Annotated in this window: 15 protein-coding genes; 10 read left to right on the top strand and 5 right to left on the bottom strand. The window is 61.0% G+C overall.

Features of this window, described 5'->3' with window-relative positions:
* Positions 1-14: 14 nt before the first annotated feature.
* The 9 genes from soxR (at position 15) to FHX16_RS06995 (ending at position 8,877) form a co-directional block, all read left to right on the top strand.
* Positions 15-482, top strand: coding sequence for a redox-sensitive transcriptional activator SoxR (gene soxR / locus FHX16_RS07035; RefSeq protein ID WP_016556563.1), 468 nt, complete (start codon positions 15-17; stop codon positions 480-482).
* Positions 483-546: 64 nt separating this feature from the next.
* Positions 547-1,317 (top strand): SDR family NAD(P)-dependent oxidoreductase, encoded by a 771-nt coding sequence (locus FHX16_RS07030; protein WP_183863687.1) that lies wholly within the window; start codon positions 547-549, stop codon positions 1,315-1,317.
* 106 nt (positions 1,318-1,423) lie between these two features.
* The gene (locus FHX16_RS07025) at positions 1,424-1,765 is read left to right on the top strand and encodes a helix-turn-helix transcriptional regulator (RefSeq protein WP_183863686.1); all 342 of its coding nucleotides are present in this window, start codon (positions 1,424-1,426) and stop codon (positions 1,763-1,765) included.
* Positions 1,766-1,835: 70 nt separating this feature from the next.
* Positions 1,836-2,729 (top strand): LysR family transcriptional regulator, encoded by an 894-nt coding sequence (locus tag FHX16_RS07020; RefSeq protein ID WP_183755207.1) that lies wholly within the window; start codon positions 1,836-1,838, stop codon positions 2,727-2,729.
* A 169-nt stretch (positions 2,730-2,898) separates the two neighbouring features.
* Positions 2,899-3,378 (top strand): formate dehydrogenase subunit gamma, encoded by a 480-nt coding sequence (locus FHX16_RS07015; protein WP_183755208.1) that lies wholly within the window; start codon positions 2,899-2,901, stop codon positions 3,376-3,378.
* A complete protein-coding gene (locus FHX16_RS07010; protein ID WP_183863685.1) occupies positions 3,375-4,931 on the top strand; it encodes an NADH-quinone oxidoreductase subunit NuoF in 1,557 nt (518 codons plus the stop codon). The genes FHX16_RS07015 and FHX16_RS07010 overlap by 4 nt, the downstream gene beginning before the upstream one ends.
* A gap of 4 nt (positions 4,932-4,935) precedes the next feature.
* Positions 4,936-7,815: a formate dehydrogenase subunit alpha gene (gene fdhF / locus FHX16_RS07005; RefSeq protein WP_259126868.1), complete on the top strand. Its 2,880-nt coding sequence runs from the start codon at positions 4,936-4,938 to the stop codon at positions 7,813-7,815.
* A 26-nt stretch (positions 7,816-7,841) separates the two neighbouring features.
* A complete protein-coding gene (gene fdhD / locus FHX16_RS07000; protein WP_405049268.1) occupies positions 7,842-8,642 on the top strand; it encodes a formate dehydrogenase accessory sulfurtransferase FdhD in 801 nt (266 codons plus the stop codon).
* Positions 8,632-8,877, top strand: a complete 246-nt coding sequence (locus FHX16_RS06995; protein ID WP_016556555.1) for a formate dehydrogenase subunit delta — start codon at positions 8,632-8,634, stop codon at positions 8,875-8,877. The genes fdhD and FHX16_RS06995 overlap by 11 nt, the downstream gene beginning before the upstream one ends.
* A 75-nt stretch (positions 8,878-8,952) precedes the next feature.
* Here FHX16_RS06995 and FHX16_RS06990 read toward each other — a convergent pair whose 3' ends face one another.
* From FHX16_RS06990 to rocF, 4 genes are all read right to left on the bottom strand, one after another.
* Positions 8,953-10,707: a methyl-accepting chemotaxis protein gene (locus FHX16_RS06990; protein WP_183863683.1), complete on the bottom strand. Its 1,755-nt coding sequence runs from the start codon at positions 10,705-10,707 to the stop codon at positions 8,953-8,955.
* Positions 10,708-11,014: 307 nt separating this feature from the next.
* Positions 11,015-11,491, bottom strand: coding sequence for a chemotaxis protein CheW (locus FHX16_RS06985; RefSeq protein WP_183863682.1), 477 nt, complete (start codon positions 11,489-11,491; stop codon positions 11,015-11,017).
* Positions 11,492-11,756: 265 nt separating this feature from the next.
* Positions 11,757-12,956, bottom strand: coding sequence for an ornithine--oxo-acid transaminase (gene rocD / locus FHX16_RS06980; protein ID WP_183755213.1), 1,200 nt, complete (start codon positions 12,954-12,956; stop codon positions 11,757-11,759).
* Between the two features lie 12 nt (positions 12,957-12,968).
* The gene (gene rocF, locus FHX16_RS06975) at positions 12,969-13,904 is read right to left on the bottom strand and encodes an arginase (protein ID WP_183863680.1); all 936 of its coding nucleotides are present in this window, start codon (positions 13,902-13,904) and stop codon (positions 12,969-12,971) included.
* 128 nt (positions 13,905-14,032) lie between these two features.
* On the opposite strand from rocF, the gene FHX16_RS06970 reads away from it, so the two are divergent.
* Complete coding sequence (locus FHX16_RS06970; protein WP_183755215.1) at positions 14,033-14,461, top strand: Lrp/AsnC family transcriptional regulator; 429 nt, start codon at positions 14,033-14,035, stop codon at positions 14,459-14,461.
* Here FHX16_RS06970 and FHX16_RS06965 read toward each other — a convergent pair.
* Positions 14,458-20,580, bottom strand: a complete 6,123-nt coding sequence (locus FHX16_RS06965) for a translocation/assembly module TamB domain-containing protein (protein ID WP_246712658.1) — start codon at positions 20,578-20,580, stop codon at positions 14,458-14,460. The genes FHX16_RS06970 and FHX16_RS06965 overlap by 4 nt on opposite strands.
* Positions 20,581-20,600 lie beyond the last annotated feature (20 nt).

Here is a 20,600-nt window from a genome sequence, read left to right as displayed (position 1 = left end):
TTGAGGTCGATGTCATGGAAGAGGGCTCCCCCAATCCGTTCCGAAAGCTGCTGACGGTTGGCGAGGTCGCGGAGCGCAGCGGTCTTGCCGTCTCTGCGCTGCATTTCTACGAAGCGAAGGGTCTCATCTCCAGTATTCGTTCGCGTGGCAACCAGCGCCGCTTCGGCCGTGATGTGCTTCGTCGCCTCGGGATCATCAAGGTCGCGCAGCGCGTAGGCATCCCCCTGGCGGAGATTCAGGCGGCTTTCGAAACATTGCCTCAGGGCCGCACGCCGACCGCTGGCGATTGGCAGCGCCTGTCCCTCCTATGGAAGCAAGACCTCGATGTTCGCATTGATCGGCTCGTCGCCCTGCGCGATCGGTTGACGGATTGCATCGGCTGTGGTTGCCTCTCGGTTGAAAGCTGCCCACTGCGCAATCCGTATGACCGGCTGGCTAAAGATGGGCCGGGTCCGCGTCTGCTGGAAACCAACGACGTCTAAGTGACGTTCCCCTTGCGTATTAACACACTATGGAAGCCGTAGACGGCGCGTCCCGGAGGAATGAATGTTTCACCCCAAGCTGTTCGAAAGCCGCAATGTGGTGGTCACCGGCGGCGGCAGGGGCATTGGCCTCGAAGTCGCGCGGCAATTTCTCGATTGCGGCGCCCGCGTGCTGGTGCACCTCGGGCGAAGCGCCGAGCGTGATTTGCCGGACTTCTTGCTGACGGCGGAGGAGGACCGCCGGGCGTTTCTTGTTACAGCCGATTTTTCGACACCGGGTGGCACGACAGGATTCGCTGAAAAGGTGCGCGCCACGTTCGATCGCGTCCACGCATTGATCAACAATGCCGGCACCATGGTCGGACGCTTTCCCGCCGATGCGTTGACCGACGAGCAATACGAGACGATCGTCCGGTTGAACCAGACCTCGGTGGTTGAGGTAACGCGAGCTCTTTTGCCGGCGCTACGTGCATCGCAGCAGGCGGCGATTGTCAACACGGTCTCGATTTCGGCGCTGACGGGCGGCAGCCCCGGTTCCGCGATCTACTCGGCGTCGAAGGCATTTGTAGCAACCTATTCGAAGGCGCTAGCAAGGGAGCTCGCGCCGGACGGCATCCGCGTCAACTGCGTTTCACCGGGAACGATCGAAACCGACTTCCACCAACGGTATTCGTCGGCAGAAAAGCTTGAGCAGACCCGCAAGACCATTCCGCTGCAGCGATTGGGCACCTCGGAAGATTGCGCACCCGCCTATCTCTTCCTTTCGGCGCCTTCGCTTTCCGGTTACATCACGGGTCAAGTGCTTGAGATCAATGGTGGCCAGCTGATCTGCTGAGCTGGCGGGACTTTTTTTGGCATTTTGACAGATCCAAACAGCTGGTTGCTGCGAATATGTTATTGTCACGCTTCATACATATTGTTTATGCAACCAGAGATAAAGAATGCATTTGCCTACACCGGGATCGGGCATGGCCGATCGGGATCTGCAGAAGCTCTCTGCTAGAGCGCGGGAAGCGAGCGACTTTCTCAAGGCACTTTCCCATCATACGCGGCTGATCATTCTCTGCCTTCTGACGGAGGGAGAGAAGACTGTGGGCGAGCTCGAGGAGAGCCTTGGCATTCAGCAAGCAATGGTGTCGCAGCAGCTGGCGCGCTTGCGTTTGGATGGTCTCGTCTCCAGCCGCCGGGACGGACGTCTCATCTATTACAGTGTTGCCCATCCCGATACGACGGGGCTGCTACGTTTCCTGTTGGCGATGTTTCCGGGGAAGCAGGACAACTGACAACCGGCCTTGCGGACCGGTCCGCTGGACGTGAAGATGACGGTGTGCCGCAGTTCGGCGCGGAGGCCGGATGATCGACAAGCTGGAATTCTTTATCGCGCTCGCCAACGAGAAACATTTCGGCCGCGCAGCCGAGGAATGCGGTATTTCGCAGCCGACGTTGTCCGCCGCCATTCGTCAGCTCGAGGATCAGCTCGGCGTGATGCTGGTGCAACGCGGCTCGCGCTTCCAGGGGCTGACGCCTGAGGGCCAACGCGTGCTCGAATGGGCGCGGCGCATTGTCGGCGATGCCCGCACGATGCGCGAGGAGATGCGGGCGGCGCGCAAGGGGCTTTCAGGCCATATCAAGATCGCCGTCATCCCGACAGCGCTGGCGATGCTGCCGCGCATTACGACGCCATTTCAGGAGCGGCACCCCGATGTGACGTTTTCCATCGTCTCCCGCAATTCCCTGCAGGTGCTCAGCATGCTGGAAAATCTCGAGATTGATGCGGGGATCACCTATCTGGAGAATGAGCCCCTTGGGCGGGTGACGAGCGTGCCGCTCTATGCCGAGCAGTACAACCTGATTACCGCCGCCGGCAGCCCTTTGTCCGATCGCGATAGCGTTACCTGGAAGGAAGTGGGTAGTCTTCGGCTTTGCCTATTGACGGCGGACATGCAGAACCGCCGTATCATCAATCATCACCTGGCTGAAGCCGGTGTTACGGCACATCCGACGCTCGAGTCAAACTCGATGATCGTGCTCTTTTCCCATGTTCGTACTGGGCGCTGGGCGAGCATCATGCCGCGCAATGTCGCGAAATCCTTTGGCTTTCCGGCAGAAATACGGATGATTCCAATCACCGAGCCGCGAGCGCATCACCTTGTCGGCCTGGTTGCGACGCATCGTGAGCCGTTCACGCCGTTGGTCTCGGCTCTGTTGCATGAGGCCCGAATTCTCGCCGAAGAACCGGAATTCTGATAGGAATCTCCTATCGTTTGACGGAGCAGCATTATTGATCGCTTCGTCCATCCCTGAGAAAGTTCTATAATGAACAGACGTGAGCGGTTCTGTCGGCCATAGGGTTCTGAGGAAAGCCCGCCTGCCCAGCGTCGCCACGTGCAATTTGCAGGCCGTGGGAGGGCTGCTGATGAACATCCACGTCGCCAAGGGCGATATCGCAACGCGCACGATCGCGATCATCGATCAACTCAAGCATCTCGAAGGGCCGTTGCTGCCGATCCTGCACGAGATTCAGGATGAGTTCGGCTATGTCCCGCAAGAGGCGTTGCCCGTTATCGCGAACGAGCTGAACCTTTCGCGCGCCGAGGTGCATGGTGTCGTCAGCTTCTATCATGATTATCGCGATCATCCCGCCGGCCGGCATGTGCTGAAGCTCTGTCGTGCAGAAGCCTGCCAATCGATGGGTGGCGACGCGCTGGCCGAGCGCGTGAAGGTTCTGCTTGGCGTCGACTGGCACGGCACGACGCCTGACGGAGCGATCACCCTCGAGCCCGTCTTCTGTCTTGGGCTCTGTTCGTGCTCGCCGTCCGCGATGATGGACGGCGAGGTACATGGCCGAGTAGACGCCGCCGATCTCGAGGCGCTGATTTCGGAGGCACGTCGATGACCGTCCGGATCTATGTTCCCTGTGATGCGGCGGCCCTGGCGCTGGGTGCAGAACGCGTCGCTAAAGCGATCGCCGAGCAGATTGCCGCTCGTGGCCTCGATGCCAAGATCGTGCGCAATGGCTCGCGCGGCATGCACTGGTTGGAGCCGCTGGTCGAGGTCGAAGTCTCCGGAAAGCGCATCGGTTACGGTCCCGTCAAGGTGAAGGATGTCGTTTCGCTGTTCGATGCGGGCTTGGCCACGGGCGAGGGTCATCCCCTCTGTCTTGGCGAAGTGGCCGAACTGCCGTTCCTCAAGCGCCAGACACGCCTGACCTTTGCCCGCTGCGGCATCACTGATCCGCTCTCGCTTGATGACTACGAGGCTCACGGTGGCCTCGCCGGCCTGCGTCGCGCGGTTTCGATGCTGCCGACTGATGTCGTCAAGGAAGTTACCGATTCCGGCCTGCGTGGCCGCGGTGGCGCGGGCTTCCCGACTGGTATCAAGTGGAAGACGGTGCTCGACGCGCCTGGCGAGCGCAAATACATCGTCTGCAATGCGGACGAAGGCGACAGCGGCACCTTCGCCGACCGGATGATCATGGAAGGCGATCCCTTCGTGCTGATCGAAGGCATGGCGATTGCCGGCCTTGCGACGGGCGCCACCAAGGGCTTCATCTACACGCGGTCGGAATATCCGCATGCGATCGCGGCGATGAGCCGGGCAATCGATATCGCGCGCAGTGCCGGCATCCTCGGTACGTCGGTTTTGGGCTCGGGCAAGACCTTCGATATGGAAGTCCGCACCGGCGCGGGCGCTTATGTCTGTGGCGAGGAGACGGCGCTCCTGAACAGCCTTGAAGGCAAGCGCGGCATCGTGCGCGCCAAGCCGCCGCTACCGGCCCACAAGGGCCTCTTCGACTGTCCAACCGTCATCAACAATGTCATTTCTCTCGCTTCCGTGCCCGTGATCATGGACAAGGGAGCAGCCTACTACCGCGACTTCGGCCTTGGCCGCTCACGCGGCACCATTCCGATCCAGATCGCCGGCAATGTGAAACATAGTGGTCTGTTCGAGACCGCATTCGGCATTTCGCTCGGCGAGCTGATCGATGACATTGCTGGCGGAACCGCATCCGGGCGGCCGGTGAAGGCAGTTCAGGTCGGCGGTCCGCTTGGCGCGTACTTCCCGCGCGCCCTGTTCGATACGCCATTTGACTACGAGTCTTTCGCGGCGAAGGATGGGTTGATCGGCCACGCCGGGATCGTCGTCTTCGACGAAAGTGCCGACATGCTGAAGCAGGCCCGCTTCGCGATGGAATTCTGCGCCGTCGAAAGCTGCGGCAAGTGCACGCCTTGCCGCATCGGCTCGACGCGTGGCGTCGAAACGGCGGACAAGATTGCCCGCGGCATCGAACCGGAAAAGAATCGCGAGCTGCTTGCCGATCTCTGCAACACCATGAAATTCGGGTCGCTCTGCGCGCTCGGGGGCTTCACGCCTTATCCGGTCATGAGCGCGATGACGCACTTCCCCGAAGATTTCGTTCCCACACCTCTCATCGAAGCGGCGGAGTAAGACCATGCCTCTCGTCCATGAAACCGATTACGGCACGCCGGCCTCGACCTCCGAAACGATGGTGACGCTCACCATCGACGGCAACCAGGTGACTGTGCCCGAGGGAACGTCCGTCATGCGCGCATCGATGGATGCGGGTATCGAAATTCCGAAGCTCTGCGCCACCGACATGATGGATGCTTTCGGCTCCTGCCGGCTCTGTCTGGTCGAGATCCAGGGGCGCGCGGGCCTTCCTGCGTCCTGCACGACGCCCGTTGCGCCGGGCATGGTGGTCTCGACGCAGACGAACCGGCTGAAGGACGTTCGCAAGGGCGTGATGGAGCTCTACATCTCCGACCATCCGCTCGACTGTCTGACCTGTGCTGCCAACGGCGATTGCGAGCTGCAGGACATGGCGGGAGCCGTCGGCCTGCGCGACGTGCGCTATGGCTATGATGGCGACAATCACGTCAAAGCGCGCAACAACGGCGACCTCAATCTCAAATGGGCGCCGAAGGACGAATCAAACCCCTATTTCACCTTCGATCCCGCGAAGTGTATCGTCTGCTCGCGCTGCGTGCGCGCCTGCGAGGAAGTCCAGGGTACGTTCGCACTGACCATCGAGGGCCGCGGCTTCGATTCGCGCGTTTCGGCCGGCATGCATGAGGATTTCGTCTCGTCTGAATGCGTTTCCTGCGGCGCCTGCGTGCAGGCCTGCCCGACAGCGACGCTAATCGAAAAGTCGGTCATCGAGATCGGCCAGCCGGAGCATTCCGTCGTTACGACCTGCGCCTATTGCGGCGTCGGCTGCTCCTTCAAGGCGGAGATGCGCGGCGAAGAGCTGGTGCGCATGGTGCCTTGGAAGGACGGGCAGGCGAACCGCGGCCACTCCTGCGTCAAGGGGCGCTTCGCCTATGGCTATTCCAGCCACAAGGAGCGCATCCTCAATCCGATGATCCGCGAGAAGATCACCGATCCCTGGCGCGAAGTGAGCTGGGACGAGGCCTTCGCGCATGTCGCCTCCGAATTCCGCCGCATCCAGTATCAGTATGGCCGCGACTCGGTCGGCGGCATCACCTCGTCTCGCTGCACGAACGAGGAGACCTATCTGGTTCAGAAGCTGGTGCGTGCCGGCTTCCGCAACAACAACGTCGATACATGCGCTCGCGTCTGCCATTCGCCAACCGGATACGGCCTCGGCCAGGCTTTCGGCACGTCCGCCGGCACGCAGGACTTCGACAGCGTCGAGCAGAGCGACGTCGTCGTCATCATTGGCGCTAATCCGACCGACGGCCATCCGGTCTTTGCCTCGCGCCTGAAGAAGCGGCTGCGTCAGGGCGCCAAGCTTATCGTCATCGATCCGCGCCGCACCGATATCGTGCGTTCGCCCCATGTCGAGGCGTCCTATCATCTACCGTTGAAGCCCGGCACGAACGTCGCGATCCTGACGTCGCTGGCGCATGTCATCGTCACCGAGGGATTGTTCAACGAGGCCTTCATTCGCGAGCGTTGCGACTGGTCCGAATTCGAGGACTGGGCAAGTTTCGTCGCCGAACCGCATCACAGCCCTGAAGCATCGGAGAAATTCACCGGCGTCCCGGCCGATCGCGTGCGCGGCGCTGCGCGTCTCTATGCCAAGGGCGGTAATGGCGCAATCTATTATGGTCTCGGTGTAACCGAACACAGCCAGGGGTCGACAACTGTCATGGCGATCGCCAACCTTGCGATGGTGACCGGCAATATCGGTCGTCCCGGCGTCGGTGTGAATCCACTGCGCGGCCAGAACAATGTTCAGGGTTCGTGCGACATGGGCTCCTTCCCGCACGAACTGCCCGGCTATCGTCACATCTCCGATGACGCGACGCGCGACATCTTCGAGAAGCTCTGGGGCGTCAAGATCAGCAATGAGCCGGGGCTGCGCATTCCGAACATGCTGGATGCAGCGGTCGATGGGTCGTTCAAGGGCCTCTACGTCCAGGGTGAGGATATCCTGCAGTCAGACCCCGATACGAAGCACGTCGCGGCCGGCCTTGCCGCCATGGAGTGCGTCGTCGTTCACGACCTCTTCCTGAACGAGACGGCGAACTACGCGCATGTCTTCCTGCCGGGCTCCAGCTTCCTGGAGAAGGATGGGACGTTCACCAACGCCGAGCGCCGTATCAACCGCGTTCGCAAGGTCATGAGCCCCCGCAACGGCTATGCCGATTGGGAGGTCACGCAGAAGATGGCGCAGGCCATGGGCCTTGGTTGGAACTACACGCATCCTTCCGAGATCATGGACGAGATCGCCGCGACGACGCCGAGCTTTGCGCTCGTCTCCTACGACTATCTCGACAAGATGGGCTCTGTGCAATGGCCCTGCAACGAAGCGCATCCCGAGGGGTCGCCGATCATGCATGTCGATGGCTTCGTCCGCGGCAAGGGCAAGTTCATCCGCACCGAGTACGTTGCAACCGATGAGCGGACCGGGCCGCGCTTCCCGCTGCTGCTGACGACGGGCCGCATCCTCAGTCAGTACAATGTTGGCGCGCAGACGCGCCGTACAGAAAACGTCGTCTGGCATCCGGAGGACCGTCTGGAGATCCATGCACACGATGCCGAACAGCGCGGCATTCGCGATGGCGACTGGATCAAGCTGATGAGCCGCTCGGGCGATACGACCCTGCGCGCGCTGATCACCGATCGCGTGGCGCCCGGTGTCGTCTACACAACCTTCCACCATCCAGACACGCAGGCGAACGTCATCACGACAGATTTCTCCGACTGGGCCACCAACTGCCCGGAATACAAGGTCACGGCTGTGCAGGTTTCGCCCTCGAACGGCCCGACCGATTGGCAACGTGACTACGACGAGCAGGCACGGCAGAGCCGTCGGATCGTCAGCAAACTGGAGCCCGCAGAGTGACGATTGACCGGCCGAACCGCGTTGCCGTGAAGCGCACCGCCTGTAGCGGCGGTGTCGTCACGCCCGGCGAGCGGATCGTTCCGGAGGAGGTGCCGATCGCCTTTTCCTATGGTGGCAGCACGCATGCGGTGATGATGGGAACACCTGCGGACCTCGAGGATTTTGCGATTGGTTTCAGCCTCACCGAGGGGATCATTTCCGAAGTCGATCAGATCGCGGGAGTCGAGATTGTCGCGGGCGATAAGGGCATCGACGTTCAGATCACGCTGGTCGATGAGGTCGCTACGGCACTGACAGCACGGAGACGCAGCATGGCCGGACCGGTCGGCTGCGGCCTCTGCGGCATAGAGTCGATCGAACAGGCTGTTCGCAAGGTGCCCGATGTGGCGGCAGTCCCTCTTAAGATTACCCATCGAGACATCATCGAATCCGTTTCGCTGCTGAATGGCGCACAGCCGCTGCATCGCGAAACGCGCGCGGTACATGGAGCCGGCTTCTACGTGCCGGGCAAGGGACTACTTGCGGTGCGCGAAGATGTCGGTCGTCACAATGCACTCGACAAGCTTTGCGGCGCGGTGATTGCCCAACCGCAGCCGGGAGCTGAGGGCATCGTCGCCGTCACCAGCCGTCTGTCCGTCGAGATGGTGCAGAAGGCGGCCATCCTCGGCAGTCCGGTGCTCGTGGCTATCTCGGCACCGACCGCGCTTGCCATCCGAACGGCCGATGAGGCCGGCATGACCCTCGTCGCCTTGGTGCGCGGCGAGGATTTCGAAGTTTTCACGCATCCACAGCGCATCCAACCGGGAACCATCTCCGATGTCGCATGATACGCAGTCCAAACTGGTTTATATGGCCAATCAGATCGCGACGTTCTTCAAGAGCCAGCCGGAGAGCGAAGCCGCGGAGGGTGTGGCGACGCATATCAACAAATTCTGGGAGCCGCGCATGCGGCGGCAACTGTTCGAGATCATGGAACGGGAAAGCCATGGCCTCAATCCGCTCGTCGTGCAGGCCGCCCCTTTGATCAAACGCCCCGAGGCTGCGGCGACAGTATCGCACTAGAGTGCTTCGGTGGGTGCAGAACAGCCGGCAGCGAGTTTCGCTGCCGGCCGTTTTTAATCGAGCGTTTTGGGTGATCTAGAATTCTTCCCAGCTGCCGACGGCCGGAAGGGCGGCCCCATGCGCCTTGGCAACGCGAGCGATCAGATGACGTGCCGGAGAGGCCGGATGTTTCTGCACGGTCCTTGGACTATGGGCTTCGTCAAGGCGGAATTGAGCCAGCAGCCGGCGCAGTGCCTCCGCTTCGCCAGCCAGCTTGTGGCTTGCTGCCGTGCTCTCTTCGACCATGGCTGCATTCTTTTGTGTTGCTTGGTCCATGGAATTAACGGCCTGATTAATTTCCTTGAGACCGGTCGCCTGCTCTTTGGAGCCTTCGACGATCGCTGCCACATTCACGTTGATATCGCCAACCTGCGCCACGATCGTCTCCAACGCCTTTCCGGTCTCGCCGACCAGATTGACGCCGTTTCTCACCAGCTCACTTGACGTCGTGATCAGGGACTTGATCTCCTTTGCCGCACTTGCCGAGCGTTGCGCGAGTTCGCGGACTTCCTGAGCGACGACGGCAAAGCCCTTGCCAGCCTCACCGGCGCGGGCTGCTTCGACGCCCGCGTTCAGCGCCAGGAGATTGGTTTGGAAAGCAATGTCGTCGATCACGCCGATGATATTGGTGATCTCACGTGAAGATTGCTCGATCTGGTCCATGGCAGAGACGGCATTGCGGACAACCAGGCCGGATTGTTCGGCACCCTGCTTCGTCTTGGCAACCAGTTTCCCAGCTTCGTCGGCGCGGTGGCTGGAGTCATTGACCGTGGTGGTGATCTCTTCGAGCGCCGCAGCGGTTTCCTCAATCGATGAGGCCTGCTGTTCCGTACGCTTTGAAAACGAATCGGCGGCGGAACCGATCTCACGGGAGCCGGCGGCAATCGCATGGACGCTTTCGCCGATGGTCTTCACGGTCTCGGCGAGCTTGATGACAGTCGCGTTGAAGTCATGGCGAAGCTGTTCCATCGACGGCACGAAGGGCAAGTCGACCGTTTTCGTCAGATCGCCTTCGGAGAGATGGCGCAGCGCTTCGCCGAGCTGGCTAATCGCGCTCATTCGTTGGGTTACGTCGGTCGCAAACTTCACGACCTTGTAGACCTTGCCGTTTGCGTCCTTGATTGGGTTATAGGCTGCCTGGATCCAGATTTCCTTGCCGCCCTTGCCGTAACGAACGAATTCGTTGGAGATGAACTCGCCCTGTGCGAGACGGCGCCAGAAGTTTGCGTATTCCTCCGTCCGGGTATACGCCGGGTCACAGAACATGCCGTGATGCTTGCCGGTGATCTCAGTGAGCGAGTAACCCATCGCACTGCAAAAGTTCTCGTTTGCCGTCAGGATTTCGCCGGTAGGGGTAAATTCGATGGCAGCCTGAGACCGCGAAATGGCATCCAGCTTGCCCGCATCGTCGATGGACTTCTTCTTCACGTCCGTGATATCAGCCGCGAACTTGACGACCTTGTAGGGCCTGCCGTACTTGAAGACCGGGTTGTAGGAGGCTTGGATCCAGATTTCGCGGGCACCCTTCGCAAGCCGCTTGTAGGCGCCGGCATCATATTCGCCACGGCCGAGACGGGCCCAGAATTCGCGGTATTCCGCAGTGGCGGTGTAAGCTGGATCACAGAACATGCTGTGATGTTTGCCGACGATCTCCGGTAGGCTGTAGCCAAGCGCACCACAGAAATTCTCATTGGCCGCGAGTACGTTGCCCTTCAGGTCGAACTCGATGATGGCCTGTGACTTCGAAATGGCATCAAGAACATACTTAGAATCAGGCGATAGACCGAACATTCCCCATCCCTCGTGATGCAGGCGCCGATTTCGGCGTCAGCCAGTGAAGAAGCTCGCGGGCACATTAACCTCAAGGGATACACAAGGGAGACCGATCCGTCCTGCGGCGCCTACTATAGAGGGAGAATAACCAGCGACTTCACAACCGATGATGAAGTGGGGGCGGTTAATGAGATATGTATAAGAAATAGCGAATTTAATATTCGTTCTACAGTAGAACTTGTGATCGATTTCTTATAATGATTGTATCTGTCAACAAAAAGCCCCTCTCGAAGAGGGGCTTTTATCTTTGGGTCCAGTGATGGTGTCAGGCGGCGAGCTCGTCGGTTTCGCTTTCCTTGAACATCTTGGCGAGGTTGAGGAAGCAGATCATGCCATTTTCGGAGGCGATGATACCTTCGCAATAAGCCCGGTCAAAGGACGCTGTGACTTCCGGAACCGGCTGCACCTGGCTGGAAGAGATCGTCAGGATATCCGAGACGCGATCGACCAGCATGCCGATGACCATGTTGTGGACCTCGGCCACGACAATGGCGCTGCGCTCGTTGGCCACGGTGCTCTTCATGCCGAGCTTGAACGCGAGGTCGATGATCGGGATGACGGAGCCGCGGAGGTTCATGACGCCGATGACGTCCGCCGGCGCATGCGGAATCGGTGTCGATGGTGCCCAGCCGCGGATTTCGCGAATTGTCGTCGTCTTAACGCAGAATTCCTGATCGTGCAGTCTGAAGGCAATGATCTCCAGCGTATCGCCGCTGAAGTTCGTGGAATTGATCGTAGCCATGAGTATTGTCCCAACCGTCAAAAGCCAGGGCAGAAGCAACCGCGCCACCATTGGCGCGGATGGACTTTGCCTTCAAACCGCGCGTGTCTCCCGAGGAAGGATTAACGATACGGTTACTCCGGACCTTAACGAAAGAGTGTTGCCCAAATCTAAACTGAGGCAGCTGATTTCTGGTCAGGCGCTCGGTTGGGTTGGATCTCGGAATGAGGAGAAGCTACGTGGAAACGGCGGGATGACCTTCCCGCCGCATTGTCCGTTCGCTGCCTCAGGCGAGGGTCTTCTCGATCTGCTCGACGGCCCAGTCGACCTGGCTCTTGGTGATGACCAGCGGCGGGGCGAGGCGGATCGTGTTCTCGTGGGTGTCCTTGGCGAGTAGGCCGCGATCCTTGAGGGTGTAGCAATACTGGCGGGCGCCGCCGGCTTCCGGCACGAGCTCGACCGCCATCATCAGTCCGCGACCGCGCACGTCCTTGACGATGTTGGAGCGGATGGAGCGCAGCCCTTCCAGGAAATAGTTGCCCATCTTTTCGGCGTTCTCGATCATGCCTTCTTCGGTCAGCACCTTGAGCGCGGCGCGCGCCACGGCGCAGGCAAGCGGGTTGCCGCCGAATGTCGAGCCATGTTGCCCAGGCTTCAGAACACCAAGCACCTCGGAATTGGAAAGCACCGCTGAAACCGGATAGAAGCCGCCGGAGAGCGCCTTGCCGATCAGGGTGACGTCGGCCTCGATTCCCTCGTGCTCTTCGGCCAATAGCTTGCCGGTGCGTCCGAGGCCAGTCTGGATCTCGTCAAGGATCAGAGTCACCTTGTTTTCGGTGCAGAGTTCGCGCACGCGCTTGAAGTAACCTGACGGCGGGATGATGACACCGGCCTCGCCCTGGATCGGCTCGATCAGCGCTGCGACCGTGTTCTCGTTGATGGCGGCAGCGAATGCGTCGGCGTCGCCGAAAGGTATTGTCCGGAAGCCGGGCGTGTAGGGGCCAAAGCCGGTACGGGCGTCGGGGTCGGTCGAGAAGCTGATTATGCTTAGCGTGCGGCCATGGAAATTGTCGGCGCAAACGATGATCTCGGCCTTGCCCTCAGGCACGCCCTTCACCTCGTAGCCCCACTTCCGCACAGCCTTGATGGCGGTTTCGACAGCCTCGGCGCCCGAGTTCATCGGCAGGATCTTATGCGAGCCTGTCAGCGCCGCGAGTTCCTCGTAGAGATGCGCGAGCTGGTCGTTGCGGAAGGCACGCGAGGTCAGCGTCAGCTTGCCGGCCTGCTCGACCATTGCCGCCAGGATCTTGGGGTGGCAATGCCCTTGGTTGACTGCGGAATAGGCCGATAGGCAATCAAGATACTGCTTGCCGTCCGTATCCCAGACATAGACACCTTCGCCCCGGGTCAGCACGACATCGAGCGGCTTGTAGTTGTGGGCGCCCAGGCGCTGTTCGGTATCGATCAGATTCTTGGAATTGCTCATGGTCGGCTCTCCTCAGGCAGCGCGGGTCGGACGGTCGAAGATGCGGCGGCCGAACAGACTTGCCGTCAGTTCCACCAGGATCCGCGCGCTCTTACCGCGATCGTCGAGGAAGGGGTTGAGTTCGACAAGATCGAGCGAGGAGACGAGGCCGCTGTCGCAGAGCATTTCCATGATGAGATGCGCCTCCCGGAAGGTTGCACCGCCAGGCACTGTTGTACCGACGCCAGGGGCGATCTCGGGATCGAGGAAATCGACATCAAGGCTCACATGCAGCAGACCGTTTGCATCGGAGACCGCGCCGAGCACCTGGCGGATCGCCGCGGCAACGCCCTGTTCGTCGAGCCAGCGCATGTCGAAGACGTTGACGCCGTGTTCCTTGATCAGATCCCGCTCCGGCGCATCCACCGATCGGATACCGACCTGGAAGACGTTCTGGGGATCGACGAACGGACGGTCCTTCGGCAGGATTTCCGCGAGTTCGGCCTTGCCGCAGAAATAAGCGACCGGCATGCCGTGAATGTTGCCGGAGGGCGACGTCGCAGGCGTATTGAAATCGGAATGGGCATCGAGCCACAGCACGAAGAGCGGCCTACCTTGCTCTGCCGCATAGCGAGCCATGCCGGATACGGTGCCCATGGACAGGCTATGATCGCCACCGAGAATCAGCGGAAAGCGCCCGGCCGTCGCGGCCTCGTAGACGCCAGCTTCGAGCGCGCGGGTGAATGCGCCGACGACGCGCAGATTATGTGCTTTCGGATGGTTCGGCAGATCGCGTGCCGGAATGACATGCACGTCACCGGCATCGACGACATCATGACCAAGATCGATCAGCGTCTGGTCGACGCCTGCGATGCGAAGTGCGGCCGGACCCATCGCGGCGCCCCTGCGTCCCGAACCCTCTTCCAGCGGTGCTCCGATGAGCGTGACCGATCTTGCTTGTGGCTGCATGCGTCTTCTCCAGCTCGCGTTTCGGAAAGCATATTGAAATATCGGCACGGCGACAAAAAGATGAAAAAGTGCCGATAATGCGCTACGATTGATCAGTTTGATAAGTGCATTTTGACAAAGTGGCAGCCATGGACGATCTCGATCAGGAACTTCTCAGCGCTCTGCGGCACAATGCACGTACGCCAGTCTCTTCGCTAGCGGCAATGACGGGTGCATCTCGCGCGACAGTCGCAGCCCGCATCGATCGGTTGGTTGCTAATGGCACCATCACGGCATTCACCGTGCGCACCGGCCATGAAACCCGCGCCGCGGGCGTGCGCGCGATTGTCATGATCGAGGTACTCGGGAAGCTGGCGGACAAGGTCGCCGATCAGCTTCGCGGTTTGCCGCAAGTGCGTGCCCTGCACAGCACCAACGGCAAATGGGATTTCATCGCCGAACTCGAGGATCGCGATCTCGTCGCCTTCGACGAAACGCTGAGGCGCATCCGGCTGATCAATGGGATCAATACCACGGAAACCAATATCCTACTGAAGACCAGCAAGACCAGCTTTTAATACTCGTGCTCGTAGACGACGCCCGCCTCTCCCTCGCCATCTCCACCTGCGCCGGCACGCAACTTCACGCCGCGGCCGACATCGAAATTGATGATCGCCTTGGCGCCGCCCTTGCCGGTGGTCTGCTGCAGTTCGAAATAGGTCCGGTCGTTGAGATAGCGGCCAACGCTGACACTGGTGCGGCCTTTGGCATCGGTACTGACGTCGAAGTCATCGACGCCGAGCTGGTTGCGAAGGCCCTGGAACAACGATCCGGAACGGCCGCCGGCCAGCTGGCTGACTGCATCGGCGAGCTGGGCGATTTGAACCGGCGACAGCCTGGACATCGACTGGCCGAAGATCAGCTGCGCCAGAACCTCGTCCTGCGGCAAGGCCGGCGACGACGAGAAGGTGATTGAGGGGTCCGTGGCCAGTCCCGCCACATTGACCGTCAGTGTCGTTGAGCCGGACGTCGAGCTGGCTTCCATATCGAGGGCGGGGGTGAGATCGCCGGCGAAGCTGATCCGGCTTCTGTTGGTGAAATCGAGGCGCCGGTTGAGAATCGTCATGCGCCCGCGCCGCATGGTGAAACCACCCGAAACGATCGGCGCCGCCGCCGTTCCCCGAATCGTGACGCTACCACCGAGTTCAGCATCGATACCGCGGCCGCGCACGAAGATCTGCGAGGGTGCGTCCAACTGAAGATCGAGATTGATGGTGTTGGACTTCGCGCGTGCCCCTTGCTGGGTCTCGTCGCGCAGCTGGGCGAGAACACTTTTCGGGGCGTTTATGTGCCTGATGTCGATCTCACGCAGCGAGGTCGGCAGTCTCTCTGGGACGGTGATCGAGGCTCTTTCGAGCCGCAGCCTGCCGTTCAGGGTGGGGTTTGCGAGTAGCGGACCGCGCAAGCCGATCGTGCCATCGACGGTCGCCACGACGAGCGTTCCATCGACATAGACGGCCCTATCGAGCCTGACGTCGATATTGGCGGGGAAATTGGAAGCGGGCTGTATCCCGACGCTGCCAGAAACCGAGATGCTGCCGCCGCTGGCGAGCTGACCGGTGAGCCGGGAGATGACGGCTTCGTTGCCGTTGAACCGGATGTCTGCCGCGAGATTGTTGATCGCAAGGTTGCGCCGGACATCGACGAACCTCGCGCCGCTGGTCGCCACGGTCCCGTTGATGGACGGGGCGGCGGCGGTTCCGGCGATCTGCAGATTGAGGTTGGCAGTGCCATCGGCGACGAAACCCTGGGCCGCGAGTTGTGAGCCGAGGACCGCGAATGGCAGACTGCCGGAAAAGCGCATGTCCAAGGCGCGATTGCCGGTAATGGTGACGCTGCCGCCGCCGCGCAGGGATAGGCCGCTGTCGCCGGCCACATTGGTGTCGATGGTCAGCCGGTTGTCCTGCAGTCTTCCGTTCGCAGCGATGCTAAGCGGCGAAAGCCCAGCACTTCTGGTCTGGCTAGTCGCTGCCCCTCTCCAGTCAAGGTTGAAGTCCACAGCAGGCACCGGCAGCCTGCCCGATGCCCTGACGGTGCCCGAAATATTGCCTTCGGCCGCAAGCCCAGGAACGAATGCGTTGGCAAGCCCGGCGGGAAGATTGGAGATGTCAGCATTGACCGTCAGCGATTGGGCGTTCTGCCCGGCGATGATGAAGTTGCCGCCGGCCTTCATCGACACGCCGGTGCCGCTGAGGTTCGTCGTAAAATCGAGCCTACCGTTCGCAAGCTTTCCGCCTGCATTTACTGAAAGCGGCCGGATGCCGGATGCCCGTGTCTGCGTGGTTGCCGCGTCCTTCCAATCCAGGTTGAAGTCGATGATCGGATTGCTCGGAGTCCCAGACGTCTTTGCCGTGCCTGAGATGGTCCCTTCCGCTCCCAGACCAGGGACAAATCCGTTGGCGAGGCTCGCGGGAAGATTCGCGATGTCGGCATCGACCGATAGACCCTGGACGCTCGCTCCCTGCAGGTTTGCCGTTCCCTTTGCCCTCAGGAGGCTGCTGCGACTGCTGGTCAGGGTGGCATCGAAGGCGATCTTGTTATCCGCGACATTGCCGGACGCATTCAGCGTGAGGCCCGAAAGGCCGGCCGCCCTGGTCTGGCGGGTCCCTGCATTGTTCCAGTTGAGCTTGAAATCGACGGCGGGAATCGGGAGGGAGCCGGACGCGGTCGCCGTGCCCGATATCGTTCCCTCGGCACCAAGATCGGGGGCAAAGTTGTTCACCAGCGCGGCGGGAAGGTTGCTCAGTGTCGCATCCGCCTGCAGGCTCTTCACGGTCGTACCTTCGAGAGTAACCTTGCCGTTCGCCGACAGAGCGGAACCTGCATCGCCAGTCAGATTTGTCTGGAAGTCGAGCACATTGTTGGCGAATGTGCCCTTGGCGCCGAGCACGAGGCTAGAGAGCCGAGCAGCCTTGGTTTGGGCAGTCGCGAGGTCCTTCCAAGTCAGGTCGAAGCTTGCCGTCGGCCGTTGCAGTGTACCTGACGCGGATGCCGTGCCCGAGACCGTGCCGCTGGCGCCGAGACCGGATACGAAGGCGTTTGCGAGGCTCGCTGGAACGTTGCGTATCGTTGCATCAGCAGTGAGGTTTTCGATTGTCGTTCCTGCCAGCGAGACATTGCCGGAGGCGTTCAGCGCCATACCGCCATTGGCCGTAAGGTCGACCTGGACGTTCAATTTTTCATCGGCGAAGTTGCCCTTCGCTGCCAAGCGCATGCCCGAAAGGCGCGCTGCCCTGGTGTGGCTGGTGGCGGCGTCTTTCCAGGTGAGATCGAAGGTTGCCGCTGGCTTCGGCAACTTGCCGGTGGCCGATATGGTTCCCGATATCATGCCTTCTGCGGCAAGATTCGGAACAAACCCGTTGGCGAGAGCGGCCGGAATGTTGGCGATCTGCCCATCGAGTTTCAGTGTTTGAGCCTCGGCGCCGGCGACGACGAAATTGCCGCTTGCCTGCAGTGACATGCCGCCGCTGCCACGTGCGTCGGCATCGAAGTTGAGAATGTTGTCCTTGAGATTGCCGCTCGCCGTCAGCCCAAGCGATGAGAGCTTCGCACTTCGGGTCTGGCTCGTTGCGGCATTCTTCCAATTCAGTTTGAAGTCCAGCGTCGGTGCTGGCAGCTTTCCGGCTGCGGTGACGTTGCCCGAGATCGAACCTTCGGCAGCCAGGTCCGGAACGAATGCGTTCGCCAAGCCCGCTGGGATGTTGATGATATCCGCATCGACCTTCAGCGATTGCGCATCCGGGCCGCCAGTGACGACACTGCCGGCGGCTTTCAGCGAGACTCCGCCTTTGCCGTTGGCGTTCGTTTCAAAGTCCAGCGTGTTGTTGGCAAACGTCCCGCTTGCATCGATCGCCAGGGGCGAAAGGCCGGCGCCCTTTGTCTGGCTCGTGGCCGCGTCCTTCCAATCCAGGTCGAAATTGGCGATGGGTGCCGCTGGCGTTCCGGTCACGGCAACCTTGCCCGAGATCGTGCCTGCGGCATCGAGCTTCGGAACGAAGCTATTGGCCAGGCTTGCGGGCAGGTTCCGGATGTCAGCCTTGATATCGAGAGTTTCGCCGACCGTGCCGCTGACGTGAACCGAGCCGTCGCCGGTCTTCAGTTCGACGGCGCTCAGCGTCACCGTGCTGCCACTGATCGACACCTCTGACGGCGATGCAAGCTCTACCTGGATGTTGCGGGGTTTGGCCAAGAAGCGGTCCAGGCGAAGCAGCGTCGTGCCGGCGTTCACTTCGACGCTGCCGGATGCGACCAACGGATTGGCGTCATAGGTGGCGCCGAGATCGAAGTTTGTCCGGTTCTGCTGCTGCGTGAAATTGAGCGCCAGGCTCTCCGCCTTGTTAGGCCCGGAGGCAAGCTCCTGCGCGGTGATTGTGCCCGTCGCGGCAAAAGCCTTGAGGTCGGTAACAGCGACGTTGATATCGGGGCCGACGATTGCAAAGGTATCGCGCTTCAGGCCGCTGCCGGATGCGACGACTTTGAGGGCGATCTTACCGCTGTCGTTGGCAATATCGACCGATCCCTTCAGGTCACCTTCCGCCTTCTGTCCGCCCAGTGCCGCGAGAAGGCCGATATCCGGAAAGTCAAACGTCGCCTGTCCGGTCGGCTCGAAAGCAGGTGACAGTTCGAGGTGGCCGGTCAGTCGGTTTTTGCCAACGTCGCCGGCAATCGACGGAAGCTGCACCTTCCCGTGGACGATCTGAACTGCCGTGGCGACGTTGATTGGCTGGTTGTCGATCGCGCCCCTCGCCGTGATTTGCGCCTTTGGCGCATTAGGGTCGGCCGTTCCGGAAAGATTGAGCTCGAGTTGCTTGACCTGACGCCCGGCCATCACGAGCGACGGCCCCTTGATGTTAGCCGCTACCGCGAGAGCAGAGACATTCCCCTTTGCGCTCAGCTGATAGTTCAGCTCGCCCGATGCGGTTTCCAGCAGCGCCTGAACGTTGGGAATGCGACCGGAAAGGTTGGCGTCGAGGTTCTCCTCGTCGAGCACCACTTGGCCGGTCGCTTCGAGCGCGTTCGACTTGATGGAGAGGTTCGAGATGTTGAACTTCGAGGGAATCGTTCCCGCAACCTGACCCTCGATGACGATCGGAGCATTGAAACGGGTTGCGACCGCCGGCGGCAGTACGGCCGGTTGAGCAGTCAGCTTGATGTTGCCCGTAATCGCGCTGGCGCTCAGCTTATAGGAGCCGTTGAGGTTTGCATTCGCTGCCGCGCTTTCGATCGTGGCACCGTTGAAGCCGAGCGCGTCCGGGGAGATCTGCAACGGCAGCGTGATCGTGACCGGGCCTTTGATGGCACGATCGATGTCGGGATTGACGAATGACGTGTCACCTGCGGCAAGCGTAATCTGAACGCTTCCCGTGCGACCGGCGAGATTGAAGTTGTCGCTCTTGGCGGTCAGCTTCACGTTGCCCATCGTCGCCTGTGGCAAGGCGGCCGAATCGAGCGAGGCGCTGGCATTAAGGCGGGAAGCCTTCGCGTCGCCCGTCAACGAAAGATTGATACCCGCTACCAGGAGACGGGCTTCACCGTCAGCCAGAGGCCAGCGGAAATCAACCGGCCCGGACGTTCCCAACAGATTGGCGTTAAGACTGTTGTTGCCTTTTGGATCGAGCGTGCCTGATGCCGCGATGACAACGGCGCCGGTCGCCAGATTGCCGGTCTGGATGTCGATCTTGCCCCTATTGTCGAAGTTCGCGGCGACGTCGATGTTCGTCTGTCCCGCAAAGAGCGGACGGAAGGCGGCCGGCAGCAGCGAGCTGAGGTCGCCGCCGCCCTTCAGGTCAAGGTGATGAAGGTTCTCCGGCGTCAGGGTGTGATGCGCCTCGATCGAGGCGCGTTGCTGTCCATCGAGAGCGGCCTGCAGCTGTCCCCGCCAATCCGAGAGGGGTCCGTCTCCCGTCAAGCCAATCTCCACCGCCGGGTTGCCAGGCAGCCCCAGCAGGCCAGCGAGCAGCCCACCCTTCGGTTCCGTCAGCTTTGCCTTGAGCCGCAACTGATTGCGGTCCGGTAGGAAGGCGGCATCTGCGATCAGCTTGGCATCCGGGGCATCGTGCCGATGCACGTTGATCGACGCATTGCCCCCGTCATTGTCGGCCCGCATGCTGCCGTCCGCGGCAAGCGAGAAAGCCCGTCCGATCAGAGGTTGAGCAAGGTTGATTTCCGGCAGGGCGATCTTGTCGATGTCGATCTTGACCGGCAACGAAAAGCCGGTGTCGGCTTCGCCTGTTGCGGCCGGGCGCGACGGTAGCGTGCGCACCGGCTGCCGCAGCACGTGAATAGCCGTAGCTTCAATGCTTCTTGCATGGAACCTGCCGGTAAGGAGCGCGAGCGGATTCCAGCTTATGGCAAGGCCATCGACCTGAGCGAAGACGCCCTTGGTGTCGGAGAGCACAATCTGGCTCGCCCGCAGGCCACCCGTCAGCAGTCCCTCCGGCTCCTGAACCTTGATGGTCATGTCCCGGTTGGAGATGCTGGAGGCGACCCTGTCGGTGATGATGCGCGCGCCAAAGGATGTGAAGCCGAAAACACCGATGGCGATGGCAAGCAGGATGAGGAGGGTGCCGACGGAATAGCCGAGCAGCCGCACGATCCAGTTCAAGATTTTCGCCAGTGTCTGCATGGGCGCGGACATTACTCCGTTTCTGTGGCGGC

It is taken from the genome of Rhizobium sp. BK661, assembly GCF_024808825.1.
Classification (GTDB): domain Bacteria; phylum Pseudomonadota; class Alphaproteobacteria; order Rhizobiales; family Rhizobiaceae; genus Rhizobium.
This window is presented reverse-complemented; position numbering and strand designations above follow the sequence as displayed.

Bases quoted from the DNA above. Each gene is read 5' to 3' on its own strand.
- rocF (WP_183863680.1), bottom strand. From the start codon at position 13,904: ATGCAGCCACAAGCAAGATCGGTCACGCTCATCGGAGCACCGCTGGAA.
- FHX16_RS07030 (WP_183863687.1), top strand. From the start codon at position 547: ATGTTTCACCCCAAGCTGTTCGAAAGCCGCAATGTGGTGGTCACCGGC.
- FHX16_RS06970 (WP_183755215.1), top strand. From the start codon at position 14,033: ATGGACGATCTCGATCAGGAACTTCTCAGCGCTCTGCGGCACAATGCA.
- FHX16_RS06995 (WP_016556555.1), top strand. From the start codon at position 8,632: ATGTCGCATGATACGCAGTCCAAACTGGTTTATATGGCCAATCAGATC.
- FHX16_RS07010 (WP_183863685.1), top strand. From the start codon at position 3,375: ATGACCGTCCGGATCTATGTTCCCTGTGATGCGGCGGCCCTGGCGCTG.
- FHX16_RS06985 (WP_183863682.1), bottom strand. From the start codon at position 11,491: ATGGCTACGATCAATTCCACGAACTTCAGCGGCGATACGCTGGAGATC.
- FHX16_RS06965 (WP_246712658.1), bottom strand. From the start codon at position 20,580: ATGTCCGCGCCCATGCAGACACTGGCGAAAATCTTGAACTGGATCGTG.
- FHX16_RS06990 (WP_183863683.1), bottom strand. From the start codon at position 10,707: ATGTTCGGTCTATCGCCTGATTCTAAGTATGTTCTTGATGCCATTTCG.
- FHX16_RS07020 (WP_183755207.1), top strand. From the start codon at position 1,836: ATGATCGACAAGCTGGAATTCTTTATCGCGCTCGCCAACGAGAAACAT.
- rocD (WP_183755213.1), bottom strand. From the start codon at position 12,956: ATGAGCAATTCCAAGAATCTGATCGATACCGAACAGCGCCTGGGCGCC.
- soxR (WP_016556563.1), top strand. From the start codon at position 15: ATGGAAGAGGGCTCCCCCAATCCGTTCCGAAAGCTGCTGACGGTTGGC.
- FHX16_RS07025 (WP_183863686.1), top strand. From the start codon at position 1,424: ATGCATTTGCCTACACCGGGATCGGGCATGGCCGATCGGGATCTGCAG.
- fdhF (WP_259126868.1), top strand. From the start codon at position 4,936: ATGCCTCTCGTCCATGAAACCGATTACGGCACGCCGGCCTCGACCTCC.
- FHX16_RS07015 (WP_183755208.1), top strand. From the start codon at position 2,899: ATGAACATCCACGTCGCCAAGGGCGATATCGCAACGCGCACGATCGCG.